Origin of the sequence: Lactobacillus sp. ESL0233, assembly GCF_003692995.1 — a bacterium.
Lineage (GTDB): Bacteria > Bacillota > Bacilli > Lactobacillales > Lactobacillaceae > Lactobacillus > Lactobacillus bombicola.
The window spans coordinates 65,119-85,418 of sequence record NZ_REHH01000009.1 but is presented as its reverse complement, the minus strand read 5'-3'; the positions used below and the strand labels follow the sequence as shown (position 1 = coordinate 85,418).

Here is a 20,300-nt window from a genome sequence, read left to right as displayed (position 1 = left end):
GATCAATTTAATTTATATAGGGGAAAGCCATGAAAGGACCACGTATTTACAATTCGCCAGGTAAAAAGGAGCAACTAGCTCTTTTAGTAAAAAAGCAACGGCAGCGTGAAAAGTATATAAAACATGTTCATCGAGTTCGGCGTAGGCTAATTGCTGGTGCTTTTGTGATTTTATTTGTGTTTTTGGGTATGCAAATAATGCATGCGTATATGCAAACAAAGCAAATAAATGATCAAGTGCAGACCTCTAAGCAAACACTTAGCGAACTTAATGAGCAAAAACGCAGTTTATCGATTAAACGAGATAACTTGAAAGATTCAGATTATGTAGCTAAATTGGTTCGTTTTAAATTTTTATACTCTAAGCCAAATGAAACAATTTATAATTTACCTGAGGAAAAAAATAAGGATTAATGAAGTATCAAGTAGGACAGCGTATTACAGGTGTGATCAATAAAATTACAGATTTGGGTATATTTGTGACACTACCCAAAAACAAGATTGGACTGATTCATCATAAAGATTTTGGGGCTAATTGGTTACACGAACGGCAAAATTATCACAGTGGTCAGGCTATGAGGGTGGTTGTCATCCACAATTATCGCGGAAAAATAAGTCTGTCAAAAATACGGGTAAATGATTCACAGCTGATTGATCAGACCAATGATTTTTTGCAAACAAAAAAGGAAAATTTTTTATCTATTTTGGCTGAGACCGTAAGTAATAGCCAGACAGAAATTAAAAAATTAGAACAAGAATTGGTTATCTATGCAAATTGAAAATTTTTTTAATCAAAGAAAAATTTCTTTATCTGCTAAAACTTTAGTTGTCGCCACAAGTGGTGGGCCAGATTCAATGGCATTACTGGATATGCTCTATAAATTAAGGGGTAAGTATAATTTTAGATTAGTTGTGGCACATCTAGACCACCAATTAAGACCTGATGCTCATCGTGAAATTGAGGTAATTAATCAGTATTGCCAAAATAAAGAAATTGCAGTAGTAAATGAGTATTGGCCAGTTGGAATGCATCCGGAAAAAGGCATAGAGGCAGCTGCTCGTGCGTACCGCTATTCATTTTTGTTACAAACAGCTAGGGCTAGACATGCTGATTATTTGCTAACAGCGCATCATTTGGACGATTTAATAGAAAATATTTTGCTTAAATTTATTCGTTCAGGGAATCCAAGTGAAATGAATAATTTGCAAGCTATAAGTCATTTTCAAGAATTTCTGTTATTGAGGCCCTTGTTATCAATGGAAAAGGTGGATTTATTAGCCTATAATAAGGCTAATCATATTCCTTTTGTGATTGATCAAACTAATGGTCAGGATGATGTTTTACGGAATCGCTTACGTCATAATGTTGTTCCACTTTTAAAAAAAGAGAATCCATTAATTGGACGTAATGCGTTGCGATTCAGTAACCAAATTAATTTATTGCTTTCATTAGTTGCCCATCGATTTGATCAATTAGCGCAGCCAGAGCCTTTTGTTGGGGTATCATATCGCTTACCGATAAGTACTTTATCCACTTTGTCTAGGGCAGAACAAATTTCTTATTGGCAATATTTTATTTGGCGCACTTGGCATAGACGTGTTAATGAAAATTTATCTGGCTTTAAACTTATTAGTTACCAAGGCTATTTTTATTTATGCAAAAACAAGCTACGAGTATTAGAAAAGAGCAAATCGATTAAGATCGACTATGAGTTTTCTTTTAATCAGCGCCGTTTTATAATTAGTAGAAGCAAACAGGAACATGGAAATTTAATTGATTGCTTTAAAGCGCCTGCTAAAGCTAAATTTAGTGTAGGACTTTTAGCTCAAGGTGAAAAATTACCTTTAAAGAATGGTCATCATGTGCTAAGTAAAAAAAAGTTTGCGGAAAACTGTATTCCTAGCTTATTACGACCATATTGTTTAAGCGTATATGCAAATGGTGTTACTGTATACGTGGAACATACGTATCACAATCAATTGGTTAGTGAAAATGAACAAAAATATTACATATATGCGACCAATTGATAAGAAATTTTAAAAAGATAGAGCATTAGTGAAATTTGTGATAAACTTTTATTCGTGTATCTATAGAAACTTTGCGGAGGTTTTTTATGAAGAATAACCGGAATCGGCTGTTTTCAAATGGCTTGTTCTATTTAGTTGTTTTCCTTTTATTAGTAGCGGGAATCAACTGGGCACTCGGTGGATCTAATAGTTCTGGTGGTAGTGAAAATATTAGCTATTCAGAATTTGTAAAAGATTTAGATCAAGGTAAAGTTAAAAGTTTTAACGTTCAGCCTGCCAATGGTGTGTATACGATTTCAGGAAGCTATAAGGAAGCACAAAATAGTAAAGAAAAATCAAGTTTTGATTTTTTTAATGATAAATCTGTTGCAAAAGTAGATCACTTTTCTACAACTATGCTTCAGAATGATTCAAGTGTGTCTAAAATACAAGATTTAGCTCAACAAAATGGTACAAAAATGACCACTCAGGGTGAGTCACAATCTGGCAACTGGATTTCTACTATTGTAATGCTAGTGCCGACAATTCTCTTTATCGTTTTACTTTGGATGATGATTAGCCAAAGTGGCGGTGGTCGAGGTGGCAATGGCGGAATTATGAATTTCGGTCGATCACATGTTAAACCAGAGGATCCAAAGAAAAATAAAATTCGTTTCTCTGACGTTGCAGGTGAAGAAGAAGAAAAGCAAGAGTTAGTTGAAGTAGTTGAATTTTTAAAAAATCCAGCTAAGTTCACTAAACTTGGAGCAAAAATTCCATCTGGAGTTTTATTAGAGGGTCCTCCGGGTACGGGTAAAACTTTGTTAGCCCGTGCTGTAGCGGGTGAAGCCAATGTACCGTTCTTTTCAATTTCAGGTTCTGATTTTGTGGAAATGTTTGTTGGTGTCGGGGCCAGTCGTGTGCGTGATTTATTTACTAATGCGAAAAAGAATGCCCCAAGTATCATTTTTATTGATGAAATTGATGCGATTGGTCGTCGCCGTGGTAGTAATGCCAGTGGTGGTGGTAATGATGAACGTGAACAGACTTTAAACCAGTTGTTAGTGGAAATGGATGGTTTTGAAGGAAATGAAGGCGTAATTGTTATTGCTGCCACTAACCGGTCGGATGTTCTCGATCCAGCGTTATTGCGACCTGGTCGTTTTGACCGTAAAATTTTAGTGGGTTCACCAGATGTACGTGGACGTGAAGCAATTTTGCGGGTACATGCTAAAAACATGCCACTTGCAGATGATGTTGATTTAAAAGAAATCGCACGGCAAACTCCAGGTTTTGTTGGTGCTGATTTAGCTAACCTGTTAAATGAAGCTGCTTTATTAGCGGCTAGACGTAATGGGTCAGAAATTACTGCTCTTGATTTAGATGAAGCTGAAGATCGAGTTATTGCTGGTCCAGCTAAGCGTAATAGTATGATTTCACAAAAAGAAAGACAACGAGTTGCCTTTCATGAAGCGGGGCACTCAATTTGTGGTTTGATTTTAAGCGATTCACGTACTGTGCGAAAGGTGACTATTGTTCCCCATGGTCGTACGGGTGGCTATAATTTAATGATGCCTAAAGATGATCAATTTCTTTTGACTAAAAAGCAATTAATGGAACAAATTGTTGGTTTAATGGGTGGACGTGCTGGTGAAGAAGTTGTTGTAGGTGATCAATCAACTGGAGCATCGAATGACTTTGAACAAGCAACTGCAATTGCTCATAGTATGGTAGTTAATTATGGTATGACTGACTCTTTAGGAATGGTTGAATTAGAAAAAGAAGGTGAAACCAATCCATATGGCTTAAAGCCGTATAGTGAGGCTACTTCGGCTAAAATTGATGAAGCAGTCAGAGAAATACTTGATAAAGCTCATACTCAGGCGGTTGAGATTGTAAAGAATAATCGTGAAAAACACCGCATTATTGCTGAAGCACTACTTAAATATGAAACATTAGATGAAAAGCAAATTATGGCACTTTATACCACTGGTAAGATGCCAGAAAAGACTGAGCAAGAATATCCTAGCGAATCTAAAGTTTTAACTTATGAGGAAGCTAAAGCTGCGGCTGAGAAGAAGGACAATCATAAGGAAATTATGGCTGATAGTAAGCCGGAAACTCCCGTACAAAAAAACCAAGAAGTAGAAGCAAAAAATCCTGAAAATCCGGTGAAAGCCAAATCTTCACTTGAATCTAAGGCACTTGATTCTAATAAGTCTAAGTCAGTGGCAAAAACTGATAAAAATGAAAATAAAAAGGCTTCGGATAATCATCCGCAAGACTAATTACAAATAGGGCCTAGCTAGGCTCTATTTTTTTAGGAGAATACAATGAGCGATTACTTAATTAAAGCAATTGACAAAACAAAAAATCTACGGTTATTAACCATTTCGGCTAAAAATTTAGTGCAAGAAGGACAGACTAGACATAATACTTGGTCAGCCGCTTCTGCTGTTTTAGGACGAACTTTACTTGCAGGTGAATTACTTGCAGGAGCTCAATTAACGGATCAGGAAGAGCTCACAATCCGCTTACTTGGCGATGGTCCCGTTGGGCCTACAATTGTTACAGCTAAATCTGACTTAACTGTTAAGGGGTATGTAAAAAATCCGCATATCGCTTTGCCTGCTAAAGCGGGTGGGCATATTGATGTTAAAAAGGCAGTTGGTCAAGGATGGCTTGAAGTGACAAAGGACTTAGGGTTAAAAGAACCCTATACTGGGCAAGTTCCTATTGTATCTGGTGAAATTGCGGAAGATATTGCCTATTATTTAACCAAGTCAGAACAAATTCCTTCTGCAGTAGGGCTTTCAGTTTTTGTTAATCCTAATAATACAATTGGTGAAGCAAGTGGATTTATGCTTCAAGCATTGCCTGGGGCAAGTGACAGCCTGATTACAAAAACTATTGAGCGAATTGATCATTTACCAGCTTTGTCAACCGCTTTTTTGGCTGGAATGACACCAGAAGAATTGGCAGAATCGATTTTAGGGAATGATTGTAAAATATTAACTAGGGAAGATGTGGCTTATAAATGTGACTGCTCAAAGGAAAAATATTGTCAGATTCTGGCAACATTAAAAACAAGTCAAATTGAAACGATGATTAAAGAAGACCATGGTGCTGAATTAACGTGCAATTTTTGCGGAAATAAATATCAATTTACTGAAAAAGAATTAAGGAATATTATTCAATAAATAAAAGCACAATATTTTAAAGTATAGTTGCATGTTAATAAAAATAGAGATGCGATATCGTATGGTTTTTATTATAATGAAAGAGTTAATCTAAATAAGAAAGCGAGGATCAGCCCAATGCTAAATGTTTATATTGTACGGCATGGCCAAACTGATACTAATAAAACTTTTGCCATTAATGGTGCCGGTACTAATTTACCTTTGAATGAAACAGGAATTAAACAAGTTACAGCTTTAGGAGATAGTTTTGATATAGAAAAAATTGATTACGTCTATGCTAGTCCCTTAATTCGTGCAAAGCAGACAGCTGAAATTTTAGATCGTGGTAAGCACGATATTATTTACGATGACCGCTTAAAAGAGATTGACTACGGCAATTGGGATGGGAAACCAGCTCAAGAACTACTTGCCAAGTACCCCGAAGCATTTGACGAGTTAGGCTATTTTACAGAAAATTATACTAATTTCTGTTCGGGTGAAAGCTATCAGCATTTAAATGAGCGCTTGATGGAATTTTGGCAAGATCTTGTACACAGGCATGTCAATGAAACAGTACTTTTGGTATTTCATGGCACAGCTTCAAGGGCATTGGTTCAAAACATATTGCATACGCCTAACATTGCAATAATTGGTGAAGCTAAAAATGCAAGTGTTACCAGAATTTCTGTTGCTGATCATAGTAAGCAGCCCTTTTTACGTTATTATAATCGGGTGGCACCAAGTGATTTCTTCTCTGATTAATTGGTAAAAAAGCCCTTCTATAGTATTTTTTAATTAATGCTACAATGAAATTTTCGTTAGGGATTTGTTTTTGTTATGATATTAGAGTATTTGAAAGGATGATTGTGTGGACAATAGCTGGAAAATTGGTGATTTAACCATTCCCAACCGCGTGGTAGTCGCTCCAATGGCAGGAGTTTCTAATTCTGCCTTCAGAATGATTTGTAAAGAATTTGGGGCAGGACTAGTTGTATGTGAAATGATTTCTGATCACGGTATAATTTATCGTAATAAAAAGACGATGTCGATGATGAAAGTTGATCCGCGTGAACATCCGATGAGTATTCAGATTTTTGGCGGTACTGAAGCAACACTCCTGGAAGCGGCGCAGTATATTGACCAACACACTGCTGCTGACATTATTGATATTAATATGGGGTGTCCGGTACCTAAGGTAACTAAAACTGATGCTGGATCAAAATGGTTGCTTGATGCCAATAAAATTTATCAAATGGTGCATAAAGTTGTGCAAAATGTTTCTAAACCAGTTTCAATTAAAATGAGAATTGGTTGGGATCGGAAGCATATTTTTGCGGTTGAAAATGCTTTAGCTGCCCAAGAAGCTGGTGCCAGTATGATTGCGATGCATGGCCGGACCCGCAAGCAGATGTATGCAGGTGAAGCAGACTGGGAGACTTTGCATGATGTAGCTCAGGTACTAGATGTACCCTTTGTAGCCAATGGTGACATTACTACACCTGAGTTAGCTCAAAAAGCCCTGAATGAAATTGGTTGTACTGCGGTCATGGTCGGACGAGCAGCACTTGGTAATCCTTGGATTTTAAAAGATATGGTGCATTACTTAGAAACGGGTGAAAAACTGCCCGAACAGACAGTAGGAGAGCGTGTTGAGACAGCTAAGCATCAGCTTAAGGGATTAGTCGAACTAAAGGGAGAAAAAATTGCAGTTCCAGAATTTAGACAGCAAGCTGCCTATTATCTAAAAGGAGTTCCCCGTTCAGCTCGAACTCGTGCTAAAATAAATGAAGTTTGGACTGCCCAAGAAGTCTATGATCTGCTTGATAATTTTGTGACAGAATATGAAAAATGGCATGCGCAAAAAGCGGTCAAAAATGAAATTAAGCTATAAATATAATGGAGGAAAAGTAATTGGCTAAAAATGAAATGAATGATCAGTTAATTGTTCGTCGCCAAAAAATGGAAGAGCTACGTGATAATGGGATTGAACCATTTGGTATGAGAAAATTTGCTCGAGCAGATTTAGCCCGAACTTTGAATGAAAAGTATGCTAATACTGACAAAGATGAATTAAATGCTGAATTGCCAAAGACTAAAATTGCAGGTCGTATGTTGGCTAAAAGAGGAAAAGGTAAAGTTGGTTTTGCAGATTTGTACGATCGAACTGGTAAAATTCAAATTTATGTACGTAAAGATGCAGTTGGTGAAGAAAATTATCAAATATTTAAAAAGTCAGATATTGGTGATTTCTTAGGCATTGACGGTGAAGTTATGAAGACTGACACCGGTGAATTAACAATCCGTGCCACGCATATTACCTTTTTATCTAAGGCACTAAGACCATTACCAGATAAATATCATGGCTTAAAAGACGTTGAGCAAATTTATCGTCAGCGTTATCTTGATCTTATTTCTAATCGTGCAAGTTATGAACGTTTTGTTAACCGGACTAAGATTATTCAAGCGATTCGCGATTTCTTAAATCAAAAAGAATTTTTAGAAGTTGAAACGCCAGTTTTACATAATATTCCGGGCGGTGCTGAAGCGCGTCCATTTATTTCACATCACAATGCATTGGATATTGATTTATATATGAGAATCGCGCTTGAATTACCTTTAAAGCGATTAATTGTTGGTGATATGGAGCGAGTTTATGAAATTGGCCGTGTATTTAGAAATGAAGGTTTAGATACCCATCATAATCCAGAATTTACTGAACTGGAAACGTATGCTGCATATTGGGATTTTCATGATGTTATGGATGAAGCAGAAGGAATTATTCGTGCGGCTGCTAATGTAGTTACAGATGACGGTAAGGTTACTTATCAGGGAACTGAGATTGACTTAGGTAAGCCATTCCGCCGGGTTCACATGGTTGATTTAATTAAAGAAAAAACTGGAGTTGACTTCTGGCAAAAGATGAGCATTGAAGATGCTATTCAAATAGCTAATGAGCATGACATTCAGGTTGAAGGTTTTTGGAAAGTTGGTCACATTATTAATGCCTTCTTTGAAAAATACTGTGAAGAAACAATTGTTGATCCAACTTTTGTTTATGGTCATCCAGTTGAAATATCGCCACTTGCCAAGAAGAATGCCGATGATCCTCGTTTTACTGATCGCTTTGAAATTTACATTATGGGTGAAGAATATGGTAATGCCTTTTCAGAATTAAATGATCCTGATGATCAAAGAGAAAGATTTGAAGCCCAAATGGCTGAGCGAGAAGCCGGTAATGATGAAGCTGATATGATTGATGAGGACTACTTGCGAGCTATGGAATATGGCATGCCACCAACTGGTGGTCTAGGTATCGGGATTGACCGCTTAGTAATGCTTTTAACTGATGCTCCAGCAATTAGGGATGTACTACTCTTCCCAACAATGCGTCCAGAGCATATTGAAAGTGTCGAAGCAGAAGTTAAGGCTGATTTAGCTAAAAAGGCTAAGAAAGACTAATGTTAGGCTTCTAGAGTGTTTTAGCAATAAAGTTTAGGTTTGCTTTTAAATCCTTAAATTATTTAAAAATGATAGTGTCTACACCAAGAATACATCAATTTTGAAACTAATTTGGTAAAAGGCTGACGAAAATTAAATCTCATATTTATGTTTTTAAGCATGGATATGGGATTTTTTTATAAAATATAATTACAATAATTTTATAAGGTGTTTAAATAGCAAAACAGTGCATAACATGCCAAAAAGGCCAAAGAGGATTAATTTGATAGGCTTTTTACTCGTTTTTAAACAAAAAATTATTTTAAATAGGCACAAAAAGTGATTTTAGTAGTTGAAATTAAGATTTTGCGAGTACCCAAAATGATTAGTGGTAGACTTTATGCTCACTTTTTTTGTTTATGTAGAAATAAAAAGTAATTTTTAAAAATAGGCTATCTAAAATGTTTACATTAAGAATAATATGAGTATAATATTAATTATTAATGAGGTAAGTGAGAGAAAATGATCAGACTAGATAATGTTTCATTCGATTATGTAACATTTGAAAAAAATCCTGGGTTAATGGGTTCAGTGCACGACTTTTTTAAACGCAAGAATCAAAAAAAGCGGGCAATTGATACACTAAATTTAAACATTCCTGATGGTGAATTAATAGGATTGATTGGACCTAACGGGGCAGGGAAAACTACTTTTGCAAAATTATTAACGGGGATAATAGAACCAACTGAAGGCGATATTAGGGTTGATAATATGAATCCAGCTTTGCATCGGAGATCATTTTATCAAAATATTGGTGTAATGTTTGGCCAAAAGACCCAGCTTTCTTGGAACTTGCCACCTATAGATACATTTAATATGCTCAGTGCGATTTATCAATTAAATGATGAAGATTATAAAAAAAGATTAAATTATTTAATAAAAGTATTGAATTTAAAAGATATCATTAAAATCCCTGTTCGAAAATTATCTTTAGGTCAGCGGGTAAAATGTGAGTTATTATGTACACTTATTCATTCACCTAAATATTTATTTCTAGATGAACCTACTTTAGGCTTGGATATAGGGACTCAAAAAAATATATATGATTTTTTACTTGAAGAAAATAGAGTAAATCAAACTACGATTATATTTACGTCACATAATTTACGTGATATTGAAGCGATTTCTAAGCGATTACTTATTTTAGCTCAAGGACACATTATTTTTGACGGATCTTTAAATTCGTTACCAGTGGATATAAACGATCATCAAAAATTTAAAGTTAAATTCTTGGATCCAAATAACAATATGGTTGCTAAAGAAAAAGTACTATCAATTTCAGAATTACAGAATGAAATTGATAGTGTAGGAGAGAAAAATATAATATCTATTAATCGGCAAGGAATGACAATCGAAGATTTGGTTTTATCAATATATAAAGAATGGGATAAAGCTAATGAAAAAAATTAAAAAGTATATGCCTGTTTTATATTTAGGGATGAAGGATAATTTGGTCTTTCGCTCTAATATAATCCTTACAATAATATTACAGGTAGCTAACTTGGCAGTATCTTTATGGATATGGAATTTATTACTACCACATTCTGATTTTATAAACATGGCCAGATATTTGATTCTTACTAATACAACTGCCTTGATATTTACAACTACTCCACTTTATTATTTAGCGGGTTTAATCAGTTCTGGAAGATTATCAATGTATATAACTAAACCTATATCACTTTTTTTGGTATATTTTTTTGTATAGCTTTGGTAGGCAATTTTATATACTAATATTCTATTTGGTCTTACTAGTAATACTCTCTAACAATTTTATTATAGTTGCTTTTTTGTTTTTCTATTTTATAGTTGCAAATTTTATGTTTTTTAACTTGATGTTGTTACTTGGAGAATTAAGTTTTTGGATTATTAATATGTGGCCCTTACGTAACGGCATAAACGCAATTTACTTACTTCTGGGCGGATTGTACTTTCCCTTAAATATGCTGGATAAAAGAATTTATAGTTGGCTGCAATATAATCCCTTTTCTTTGGTTACTGACGTACCTGCAAGGTTGATAATTAGTGGGGGCAATACTAATGCGATTATTAAGTATTTTTTTGTGGTTTTTTTATGGCTAGTTGGTTTTAATTTCCTTAGAAAATATATTTTTAAAATAGGAATTAAAAAGTATGAAGGTGTAGGTGCATGATAAGAATTGGTAAAACAATCTGGAAAAAAAGTATTGAAGAATTCTTGATTTATAGAACAACAAGTATTATAACTTTTGTTTTAGCCTTGATATTTTTGATTATTGAATTGGTAACAGGGAATATTTATTATGCTGATAATCGGAGTATTCCCGGTTGGACTGAAAATCAATATTTTATTCTAATAACTTTTGTTAACTCTTCTACATATGTCTATAATATATTTTTTATATTAGGACATGAAGAACTAAATGATGATATCTTAGAAGGTAATTTAGATTATGTTCTAATCAGACCTAGTTCTTCGTATTGGCTATCTGCAATTAGAGGTATAGATATTCCAAGTATTTTTAATTTTATAATTACGTATATTTTGCTAATCATTTTTCTAAATAAAGAAGTAATAACACAATTTAAATTTATAGTTATTAATATTTTAATAGTTACAACTGCTTTGATGATTTTTGTCTTGAATCAAATATGTTTAACTTTGCTATTTTGGTTTAACGGATTAGTAGGATTAGGTGGAGTTGTTGAAGATTTATTCAATTTTGCATCACGGCCTACAAAAATATTTCCTAAAATAATACAAAATATTTTTGTATTCGTGATACCTATATTATTAGCAACGAATATCACTAATGAATTTTTGAAATATGGAATACAGTCATATTTTATTTATTATTTGATTTTATTGGTCCTTTTTTATGTAATTTCTAGATTTTTATGGAGATTAGGAATAAAAAAGTATGTTTCGGCTAATTAAATTTGAAAGGAGGTGAATGACATGGGACCGTACAAGATCACAGCATACTAAGTCAGATATAACTCCAATATTTATTTTGAATAAAGATGAATTGGCTTTCTTTAACATGTAGAAGAAAAGCTAACTTATATTCTTAAGTCATGTAAGTCAGGTGATTCTGAATTAGGTGAAAATGTTAGAGTTTAAATAAAGAGCCTGCAGTCAAGCACTTGTGTTCTATAATCGTTCAAAAGCTAGGCAAAACAGGATATGGTATTAATACACCTTATTAGGGATGCCAATTTCAACGCTTTAAGTAAAAGTTCTATTATATAAAGGAAAAAATTTATTACTTAACTTTAGTTGCCATACATTGCGGCATATATTTACTACTAGATTGATTGAATTTGGAATAAATATAAAAGTTATTCAAGAAGCTTTAGGACATTTGGATATTCAAACAAATTTAGGTATATATGTTGATGTAACTAAGGATCTGAAACCAGAACAGTTCATACAGTTTGAAGATTAATGAGCAGGCTAATAATTCTTCCCAATAATGCGTCTAGAGCATCTTGAAGATATTTAACGTGTAGTCGAAGAAGACTTAGCCAAAAATAGGTCAACGTTTATTTATAAGCATCATAATATTTTTCAATTAAATTAGCAATTGGTACTTATAATTCGGGCCTTTTTTCTAGGAGAAAATACCAACTTTGAAGTATTGCTAACCAAGTACTTAATTGATGCCAGCCGAGTAAATTGTCATTGGCTAATTTTTGGTAGCGTTCAGTATTGAATTCATTAATGAATTCAATAAAAGTAGAAGTAGAAAATTTTTGAGTCTTAAGCCCTTGAAAAAAAGCATAAGCCAAGCGTTTCTCTTCATCATCAACAAAGGTAGTTTGCATATTGTTAAAAATCGTTCGGATTAAATTTAAAAGATCTATTTGGTCTTGAATGATAAATTTGGGATGTTGCAATGTTGCAGCTAAAAAGTCACTACCATGTGCGATACTATGGGCCCAACCTTTATTTTTGACAAAGCTGCGATAATCCTTTTCTAATTCTAAATAAGCAATACTCCAGTTGAACATTGTTTGCCGTTCATCGTTGGTTAAAATCGTCTGGTTGCTATCTATTGCCAAAATTAGTGCTCCCAATAGGGCAGTGAATGTGCGCAAAAAAAACAGCATCATTTTCAGGTTCAGTAATTTGATGAAACAAGGTCTTTTTATTAATAAAAAAATCGATAATCATTCTAAGTTGCTCTTTGTTAAAAGAATTTTCCTGAAAACTACGTGCTAAAAAACTGTAACTAAGCTTATCGCGAAGATGTGGATTGATACTACCAAGATTATTTAAGAGTATATATACATGTTGATCAGTAAAGGATAGTTGATTTTTGGGTAAGTGCAATAAATTTTCTAGTTCATTTTGCACGGTTCTTTCCCCCTTTTTAATTATTACTTGGTAAAAAGTATACCGAATTTTTGCTAATATCTAATATATGATAATCTTTTGTTTTATAAAGTAATTAGCTAGTTAGATTTTTTTAAAAAAGGGTTGCAAAACTATATCTGTCTGCTATAATAATAGATGTCTTGCGGAAGTAGTTCAGTGGTAGAACATCACCTTGCCATGGTGGGGGTCGCGGGTTCGAATCCCGTCTTCCGCTTTCTAATAAAGACTCACCACTTTAGGTGAGTTTTTTTATTAAACGGGAAATAGCTCAGTTTGGTAGAGCGCTACGTTCGGGACGTAGAGGTCGCAGGTTCGAATCCTGTTTTCCCGATAATGAAGATTTGTCTTAGTTTCAATTAGCTTCAAACGTTGATCCTAAGGCATTTTTATTTTTTTGGTTTTTTGAAATTATCTGAAATTGGGCTAAAAGACTTCACATTTTTATAAAGATACAAATCACCTAAAATAGGCCGCTATCATGTATTTGTTTTTAGTTATTAATAGGTTGATTATTAGTTTGTATTGTTTAAATTTTTATTTAAATAAGGGGTTAATTTAACAGTGGAACCAGACTAAGCTTATTTATCTTCTGGAATAATTCTAAAGTTATATGAGCTCAATTTTGTTTGTTTAACAAAAACTGGAATAAATTAGTGAGGTTGCTTTTTTACCATCAGAATAAATACGATAAAGGGCTTATAAAGAAATAGTTAGCGATTTGTTTAAGATTATGGTAAGCAACATGGTAAATATAATGAAAGAGATAGGAAAGTTAGCATCACAGTACAGTCTTTGCTATAATAATTGCGTGTTTAACGTGAACTAATATATTCTTGAAACAAAAAAATTTACAATTCAGCAAAAGAGTATATAGTGAATACACGTCATTTATAAAGGTGGTGCTATGATGAAAAAAACTTATACTAACAGTGCAAATCAAGTTTTAGAAATTGCACGTGAACAAGCACAAAATTTTCACCATCGTTTAATTGGTACTGAACATGTGCTATTGGCGATGGTAATTGAGTCTGATGGTGAAGCTGGCAAGGACTTAAGATCTTGGGGAATAACTGCAACAGCAGTTCGTGAAGAAATCGAACGCTATACTGGATATGGTTCAGCTGGTAAAGCTACTTATATGGAAATGTCGCCTAGATTAACTATGGTTTTAGCCTATGCCGCTACATTAGCAGGACGTGAAGGGGCTACTAAAATTAAAACTAGCCATATTCTTTTAGCACTTGTCTTTAATGAACAAGTTTTAGCGTCAGTAATTTTACGCAATCTAAATGTAGATGTTGATGGCTTAAAAAATGATATTTTACATAGTTTGGGTGAAGACGACCAACTGCTTGATTTGAATGAAAATGATGACAGGGGCTGGTCAAATTATGGTAATGTAGAGGCTAATGATAAAACTAACAGTACTACTCCAACCTTAGATCAAGTATCAGTAAATCTAAATGAGCGTGCAAAAAATGGTCAAATTGATCCAGTGATTGGGCGTGATCGGGAAGTTGCTCGCGTAATCGAAATCTTATCCCGGCGTAATAAAAATAATCCAGTCTTGATTGGTGAACCAGGAGTGGGGAAAACGGCTGTGGCAGAAGCAATCGCAACTGCAATTGTAAGTAAGCAAGTACCGCATGACTTATTGGATAAACAAGTGATTTCTTTAGATTTGGGTGGCTTAGTTGCTGGAACGAAATATCGGGGTGAATTTGAAGACCGCCTCAAAAGAATTATTAAGGAAATTACTAATGATGGTACAATCATTCTTTTTGTGGATGAGATGCATACCTTAATTGGTGCAGGTGGTGCTGAAGGTTCAATTGATGCTGCTAATATTTTAAAGCCATCGTTGGCCCGCGGTGATTTACAAATGATTGGTGCTACAACTTTTGACGAATATCAAAAATACGTTGAAAAAGATCAAGCATTGGCTCGGCGCTTTCAGATTGTACGTTTAACTGAACCATCACGCCAAGAAACTTTTGCTATTTTATCCGGGTTAAAACCTAAATATGAAAAATTTCATCATGTTAAAATTGATAAGGCAGCGTTAGAAAATGCAATTGACTTGTCTAGTCGATACATTTCTAATCGTTATCTGCCTGATAAAGCAATTGATCTAATTGATGAAGCTAGTGCATCTGTTAAAATCAAAGCTGGTACAGGTACAAATAATCAATTAGTTCAAGTTAGTGATCAACTTAAAAAAGTAATTGAACAAAAGAACCAGGCTGCAGTTAATCAAAACTTTGTGAAGGCAGCGCAATTACAAGAACGACAAAATAGCCTGCAAGTAAGGCAAGATCAAATTTATAGTCGTATGAAAAAATCAGAGAAAAATGGGGCAATTGTTCATCCCGAAGACATTGCCAAGGTGGTATCTAATTGGACCGGTGTTCCAGTAACACAAATGAGTCGAAATGAAACCAAACAATTAGCTAATCTTGAAAATAATTTACACCAACGAATTATTGGTCAAGATAAGGCTGTTTCGGCAATTAGTAAGGCAGTTCGCCGTAGCCGTAGTGGTATTAAAGATGAGAATCGTCCAATTGGTTCATTTCTTTTCTTAGGTCCAACTGGAGTAGGCAAAACCGAACTTGCTAAAGCTATTGCTGCTACAGTTTTTGGCTCAGAAAACAATTTAATCCGAATCGATATGTCAGAATATATGGATCAAATTGCTAGTAGCAAATTAATTGGTTCAGCTCCTGGATATGTCGGTTATGATGAAGGTGGGCAGTTATCTGAACAAGTTCGGCGTCATCCTTATTCTGTAGTTTTATTAGATGAAGTTGAAAAGGCGCACCCTGATGTATTTAATTTGCTATTGCAAGTCCTTGATGATGGCTTTTTAACCGATTCAAAGGGACGTAAAGTTGATTTTAAAAATACTATTATTATTATGACCTCCAATCTAGGTTCACGCTCAATCTTTGAAACCAAGGCTGTTGGCTTCAGTGCTGATAATTCTAACCAGGTAAAATTACGTCAAGATCGGGTAAAAGAGGCACTAAAACAATTTTTTAGACCAGAATTTTTGAATCGAATTGATGAAAGCATCATCTTTGATGAACTTGATCAAAAGCAATTAAGGCAAGTGGTAACTTTACTTACGCGTAAATTAATTGAACGTTTGAATAAACAGGGGATTCAACTTAAAATATCGCCTGCAGCTCTTGATAAAATTGCTCAAGATGGTTATGATCCAGAAATGGGTGCTAGACCATTGCGACGAGCAATTCAAAAAGATATTGAAGATCAAGTTGCTTCAATGATAATTGAGGGAGACTTGCAAAGTGGTGATACTTTGAAAATAGGATGTAATCGGAAAAAATTAAAGTTTGATTTAATTAGGGCAACAAAAGATAATTTGGCCAATGTTAAGTAATAACATTGACATTTAATTATTTGTTCGCTATACTTAGTCGTGATTAAAAAGCTGATTTTCAGAATTTTGCTGATATATTGTCCAGCAAAATAATAAGGACAAAAATGACAGTAGTCGTTTTTGTCTTTTTTATGCTTAAAATTCTAGCTTTTTGAAATTGTAATCAAAATGTAATACTAGCTTTCTCTGACAGAAAGGATGTTTTTTCCTTGTTAAATGGACACGTAGTGAATTTTGGTAAACATCGAACAAGACGTAGTTTTTCACGCATTAAAGAAGTGCTAAAACTACCTAACTTGACTGATGTCCAAACTGAATCATATAAATGGTTTTTGGATGAAGGTATTAAAGAAGTTTTTGACGACATTATGCCAATTAGTGACTTTTCAGGCAAGCTTTCTTTGGAATATTTGGGTTATAAACTCCAAAATTCAAAGTACACTGTTGATGAAGCACGAGATCATGATGCGACTTACGCTGCACCAATGCATGTTACCTTAAAGTTAACTAATCAAAAAACTGGTGAAATTAAGACTCAAGATGTATTTTTTGGCGATCTACCATTAATGACTGAATCTGGCTCTTTTATTATTAATGGAGCTGAGCGGGTTATTGTTGCCCAATTAGTTAGATCACCTAGTGTTTATTATTCTGGTGATTATGATAAAAATGGGCGTCAGATTTTTGGTACAACAGTTATTCCTAACCGTGGGGCCTGGCTTGAGTATGAAACTGATGCTAAGAATATATCATATGTTCGCGTTGATCGGACACGTAAATTGCCATTGACGGTAATTATTAGAGCTTTAGGTATTGGTTCAGATGATGAAATTATTGATCTTTTTGGCCAAAGTGATACTTTACAGTTTACTTTAGAAAAAGATGTTCATAAGAATCCAGCTGATTCACGGGTTGCCGAGGCTTTGAAAGATGTTTACGAACGTTTACGTCCTGGTGAGCCTAAGACAACTGATTCTTCACGCTCCTTGTTATATGCGCGCTTTTTTGATCCACGCCGATATGATTTAGCAGCCGTTGGTCGCTATAAGGTTAATAAAAAATTATCTTTGAAGAGTCGGTTATATGGGCAAACTTTAGCTGAAACTTTAGCTGATCCTGATACGGGCGAAATTGTTGCTAAAAAAGGTACCATAGTTACCCACGAAGTAATGGATACTTTAGAAAATTATCTTGATCGTGATGATTTCAAGATGGTTACTTATCAACCTTCAAAAGAGGGTGTTTTACCAGATCCGATTACTGTTCAAGAAGTCAAAGTATACTCAAAAGTTAATCCTGAACGCATAGTTAAAATCATTTCTAATGGTCATATTGATAAAGATGTTAAATATTTAACTCCAGCAGATGTATTGGCATCAATTAATTATTTCTTCTTGTTACAAGATGAAATCGGTAATGTTGATGATATTGATCACTTGGGCAACCGGCGAATTCGCCGAGTTGGTGAGCTTTTACAAAATCAATTTAGAATAGGTTTAGCTCGAATGGAACGTGTTGTGCGTGAAAGAATGTCAATTCAAGATCCGTCAACCGTTACACCACAACAGTTAATCAATATACGGCCAATTGTAGCTAGTTTGAAAGAATTTTTTGGTTCATCGCAATTATCACAATTTATGGATCAACACAATCCATTGGGTGAATTAACTCATAAGCGGCGCATGTCTGCTTTAGGACCTGGTGGACTGACTCGTGATCGTGCTGGATATGAAGTTCGCGATGTGCACTATACGCAATATGGTCGTCTATGCCCAATTGAAACCCCAGAAGGTCCTAACATTGGTTTGATTAACTCCTTAGCAAGTTATGCTGTTATCAACAAATATGGGTTCATTGAAACACCTTACCGACGGGTTTCTTGGAAGACCCATAAAGTTACGGATAAAATTGATTATTTAACTGCTGATGTTGAAGATAATTACATTATAGCTGGTGCTAATACTCACTTAAATCCAGATGGTTCGTTTAAAGACGATTTGATTTTGGCTCGTCATAAGGAAGACAATGTTGAAGTTAGTCCAGATAAAATTGATTATATGGATGTTATTCCAAAGCAAGTCGTTTCTGTGGCATCAGCATGTATTCCATTTTTAGAAAATGATGACTCTAACCGAGCTTTAATGGGTGCTAACCAGCAGCGCCAAGCTGCACCACTGATTAATCCGCACAGTTCTTTAGTTGGAACCGGTATGGAATATCGTGCTGCGCATGATTCTGGTGCTGCTATTGTAGCCAAAGCAGCAGGAACAGTTGAATATGTTGACGCTAACACAGTTAGAATAAGACGTAATGATAATACTTTAGATAAATATACACTTGAAAAATATCGTCGTTCAAATAATTCTAAGTCCTATAATCAAACACCTAATGTTAATTTAGGTGACAAAGTTGAAGCAGGGGAAGTAATTGTAAATGGTCCAACTATGGATCATGGTGAGCTAGCTTTAGGTCAAAATCCAGTGATTGCTTTCATGACTTGGAATATGTATAACTATGAAGACGCAATTATGCTCTCAGAACGTTTAGTTAAAGAAGATGTCTATACTTCAATTAGTATAGAAGATTATGAATCTGAAGCTCGGGATACTAAACTAGGACCTGAGGAAATTACGCGAGAATTGCCTAATGTTGGTGAAGATGCCCTTAAAGATCTTGATAAACAAGGTATTGTTCGGATTGGCGCTGAAGTTCATGATGGTGATATCTTGGTTGGTAAGGTAACGCCTAAGGGTGTGACTGAATTATCTGCTGAAGAAAGATTACTTCATGCAATCTTTGGAGAAAAGGCGCGTGAAGTCCGCGATACTTCTTTGCGTGTACCACATGGTGGTGGCGGAATTGTGCGTGATGTTAAAGTTTATACAAGAGAAAATGGTGATGAGCTTTCGCCAGGCGTAAATACTTTGGTTCGTGTTTATATTGCGCAAAAGAGGAAAATCCAAGTTGGGGACAAAATGTCTGGTCGTCATGGTAATAAAGGTACGGTTGCCGCTGTTGTTCCAGAGGAAGATATGCCATACTTGCCAGACGGTACACCAGTAGATATATGTTTGAATCCAATGGGTGTTCCTTCACGTATGAATATCGGTCAGCTATTAGAGCTACACTTAGGTTGGGCTGCTAATAAGTTAGGTATACATGTTGCTACACCTGTATTTGATGGTGCAAGTGAAGACGATGTTTGGGATACTCTGCATGAAGCTGGTATTGATAAAGACGGTAAGACTGTGCTTTATGATGGACGTACAGGTGAGCCATTCCACAACCGTGTATCTGTGGGTATTATGCACTACTTGAAATTAACGCATATGGTTGATGATAAAATTCACGCTCGTTCGATTGGACCCTACTCTTTAGTTACTCAACAGCCACTTGGTGGTAAAGCACAGTTTGGTGGACAGCGTTTTGGTGAAATGGAAGTTTGGGCACTTGAAGCCTATGGTGCGGCATACACACTTCAAGAAATTTTGACTTATAAGTCAGATGACGTTGTGGGGCGTGTAAAAGCCTATGAAGCGATAGTTAAGGGTGAAAGAATTCCTAAGCCAGGTGTTCCTGAATCTTTCCGTGTTCTTGTCAAAGAACTGCAATCATTAGGATTGGATATCCGTGTGCTTGATATGGATCATAGTGAAATTGAGTTGCGCGACATGGATGATGATTCAAGTGAGCATTTAAATATTGATACTTTATCAAAGATGGCAGAAGAACAGCAAAAGAAAAAACTAGCTGAGGAAGCGGTGAAGTCTGGAGAAGAAACAGCTGAAATACCAACTAAGAGTGAAACTCTGGTTGATGAGTCCGATGATGATCACAAGATTTCTAAATAGTAG

The 20,300-nt window shown here is 35.0% G+C and carries 16 protein-coding genes and 2 tRNA genes; 16 read left to right on the top strand and 2 right to left on the bottom strand.

Annotation, left to right across the window (positions count from 1 at the left end; genetic code table 11):
• The first annotated feature begins 29 nt into the window (after positions 1 to 29).
• From F5ESL0233_RS06745 to F5ESL0233_RS08405, 12 genes are all read left to right on the top strand, one after another.
• On the top strand, positions 30 to 413 hold the full coding sequence (locus F5ESL0233_RS06745) for a septum formation initiator family protein (protein ID WP_122059383.1): 384 nt from the start codon (positions 30 to 32) through the stop codon (positions 411 to 413).
• Positions 413 to 778, top strand: a complete 366-nt coding sequence (locus tag F5ESL0233_RS06740; protein WP_122059382.1) for a S1 RNA-binding domain-containing protein — start codon at positions 413 to 415, stop codon at positions 776 to 778. Before F5ESL0233_RS06745 ends, F5ESL0233_RS06740 begins: the two co-directional genes overlap by 1 nt.
• Positions 768 to 2,027, top strand: a complete 1,260-nt coding sequence (gene tilS / locus F5ESL0233_RS06735; protein ID WP_122059380.1) for a tRNA lysidine(34) synthetase TilS — start codon at positions 768 to 770, stop codon at positions 2,025 to 2,027. Before F5ESL0233_RS06740 ends, tilS begins: the two co-directional genes overlap by 11 nt.
• A gap of 86 nt (positions 2,028 to 2,113) precedes the next feature.
• Positions 2,114 to 4,294 (top strand): ATP-dependent zinc metalloprotease FtsH, encoded by a 2,181-nt coding sequence (ftsH, locus tag F5ESL0233_RS06730; RefSeq protein WP_122059379.1) that lies wholly within the window; start codon positions 2,114 to 2,116, stop codon positions 4,292 to 4,294.
• A 45-nt stretch (positions 4,295 to 4,339) separates the two neighbouring features.
• Positions 4,340 to 5,206 carry an Hsp33 family molecular chaperone HslO gene (hslO, locus tag F5ESL0233_RS06725; RefSeq protein ID WP_122059377.1) on the top strand — a complete coding sequence of 289 codons (867 nt, stop codon included), beginning with the start codon at positions 4,340 to 4,342 and terminating at the stop codon, positions 5,204 to 5,206.
• Between the two features lie 117 nt (positions 5,207 to 5,323).
• Positions 5,324 to 5,947 carry a histidine phosphatase family protein gene (locus F5ESL0233_RS06720; protein WP_090092363.1) on the top strand — a complete coding sequence of 208 codons (624 nt, stop codon included), beginning with the start codon at positions 5,324 to 5,326 and terminating at the stop codon, positions 5,945 to 5,947.
• A gap of 106 nt (positions 5,948 to 6,053) precedes the next feature.
• A complete protein-coding gene (dusB, locus tag F5ESL0233_RS06715; protein WP_122024902.1) occupies positions 6,054 to 7,076 on the top strand; it encodes a tRNA dihydrouridine synthase DusB in 1,023 nt (340 codons plus the stop codon).
• Between the two features lie 20 nt (positions 7,077 to 7,096).
• A complete protein-coding gene (gene lysS / locus F5ESL0233_RS06710) occupies positions 7,097 to 8,644 on the top strand; it encodes a lysine--tRNA ligase (RefSeq protein ID WP_122059375.1) in 1,548 nt (515 codons plus the stop codon).
• Between the two features lie 501 nt (positions 8,645 to 9,145).
• A complete protein-coding gene (locus F5ESL0233_RS06705; protein WP_122059373.1) occupies positions 9,146 to 10,093 on the top strand; it encodes an ATP-binding cassette domain-containing protein in 948 nt (315 codons plus the stop codon).
• 410 nt (positions 10,094 to 10,503) lie between these two features.
• On the top strand, positions 10,504 to 10,836 hold the full coding sequence (locus F5ESL0233_RS08410; protein ID WP_233554977.1) for an ABC-2 family transporter protein: 333 nt from the start codon (positions 10,504 to 10,506) through the stop codon (positions 10,834 to 10,836).
• The gene (locus tag F5ESL0233_RS06695; protein ID WP_233554976.1) at positions 10,833 to 11,600 is read left to right on the top strand and encodes an ABC-2 family transporter protein; all 768 of its coding nucleotides are present in this window, start codon (positions 10,833 to 10,835) and stop codon (positions 11,598 to 11,600) included. Before F5ESL0233_RS08410 ends, F5ESL0233_RS06695 begins: the two co-directional genes overlap by 4 nt.
• Before the next feature lie 352 nt (positions 11,601 to 11,952).
• Positions 11,953 to 12,111 carry a tyrosine-type recombinase/integrase gene (locus tag F5ESL0233_RS08405; protein WP_090092354.1) on the top strand — a complete coding sequence of 53 codons (159 nt, stop codon included), beginning with the start codon at positions 11,953 to 11,955 and terminating at the stop codon, positions 12,109 to 12,111.
• Positions 12,112 to 12,256: 145 nt separating this feature from the next.
• Here F5ESL0233_RS08405 and F5ESL0233_RS06685 read toward each other — a convergent pair whose 3' ends face one another.
• Together F5ESL0233_RS06685 and F5ESL0233_RS06680 are read right to left on the bottom strand one after the other, a co-directional pair.
• Complete coding sequence (locus F5ESL0233_RS06685; protein WP_158593140.1) at positions 12,257 to 12,727, bottom strand: DUF2785 domain-containing protein; 471 nt, start codon at positions 12,725 to 12,727, stop codon at positions 12,257 to 12,259.
• Positions 12,714 to 13,022 carry a hypothetical protein gene (locus F5ESL0233_RS06680; RefSeq protein WP_122059370.1) on the bottom strand — a complete coding sequence of 103 codons (309 nt, stop codon included), beginning with the start codon at positions 13,020 to 13,022 and terminating at the stop codon, positions 12,714 to 12,716. The genes F5ESL0233_RS06685 and F5ESL0233_RS06680 overlap by 14 nt, the downstream gene beginning before the upstream one ends.
• Positions 13,023 to 13,185: 163 nt before the next feature.
• Between F5ESL0233_RS06680 and F5ESL0233_RS06675 the strand changes: the two genes are divergently transcribed.
• From F5ESL0233_RS06675 to F5ESL0233_RS06660, 4 genes are all read left to right on the top strand, one after another.
• Positions 13,186 to 13,257: transfer RNA gene (locus F5ESL0233_RS06675), tRNA-Gly, on the top strand.
• Between the two features lie 43 nt (positions 13,258 to 13,300).
• A tRNA-Pro gene (locus tag F5ESL0233_RS06670) sits at positions 13,301 to 13,374 on the top strand.
• A gap of 576 nt (positions 13,375 to 13,950) precedes the next feature.
• Entirely contained in the window at positions 13,951 to 16,446 is a 2,496-nt protein-coding gene (locus F5ESL0233_RS06665) for an ATP-dependent Clp protease ATP-binding subunit (RefSeq protein ID WP_122059369.1), read from the top strand.
• Positions 16,447 to 16,655: 209 nt separating this feature from the next.
• Positions 16,656 to 20,297, top strand: a complete 3,642-nt coding sequence (locus tag F5ESL0233_RS06660) for a DNA-directed RNA polymerase subunit beta (protein ID WP_122059367.1) — start codon at positions 16,656 to 16,658, stop codon at positions 20,295 to 20,297.
• Positions 20,298 to 20,300: the final 3 nt, after the last annotated feature.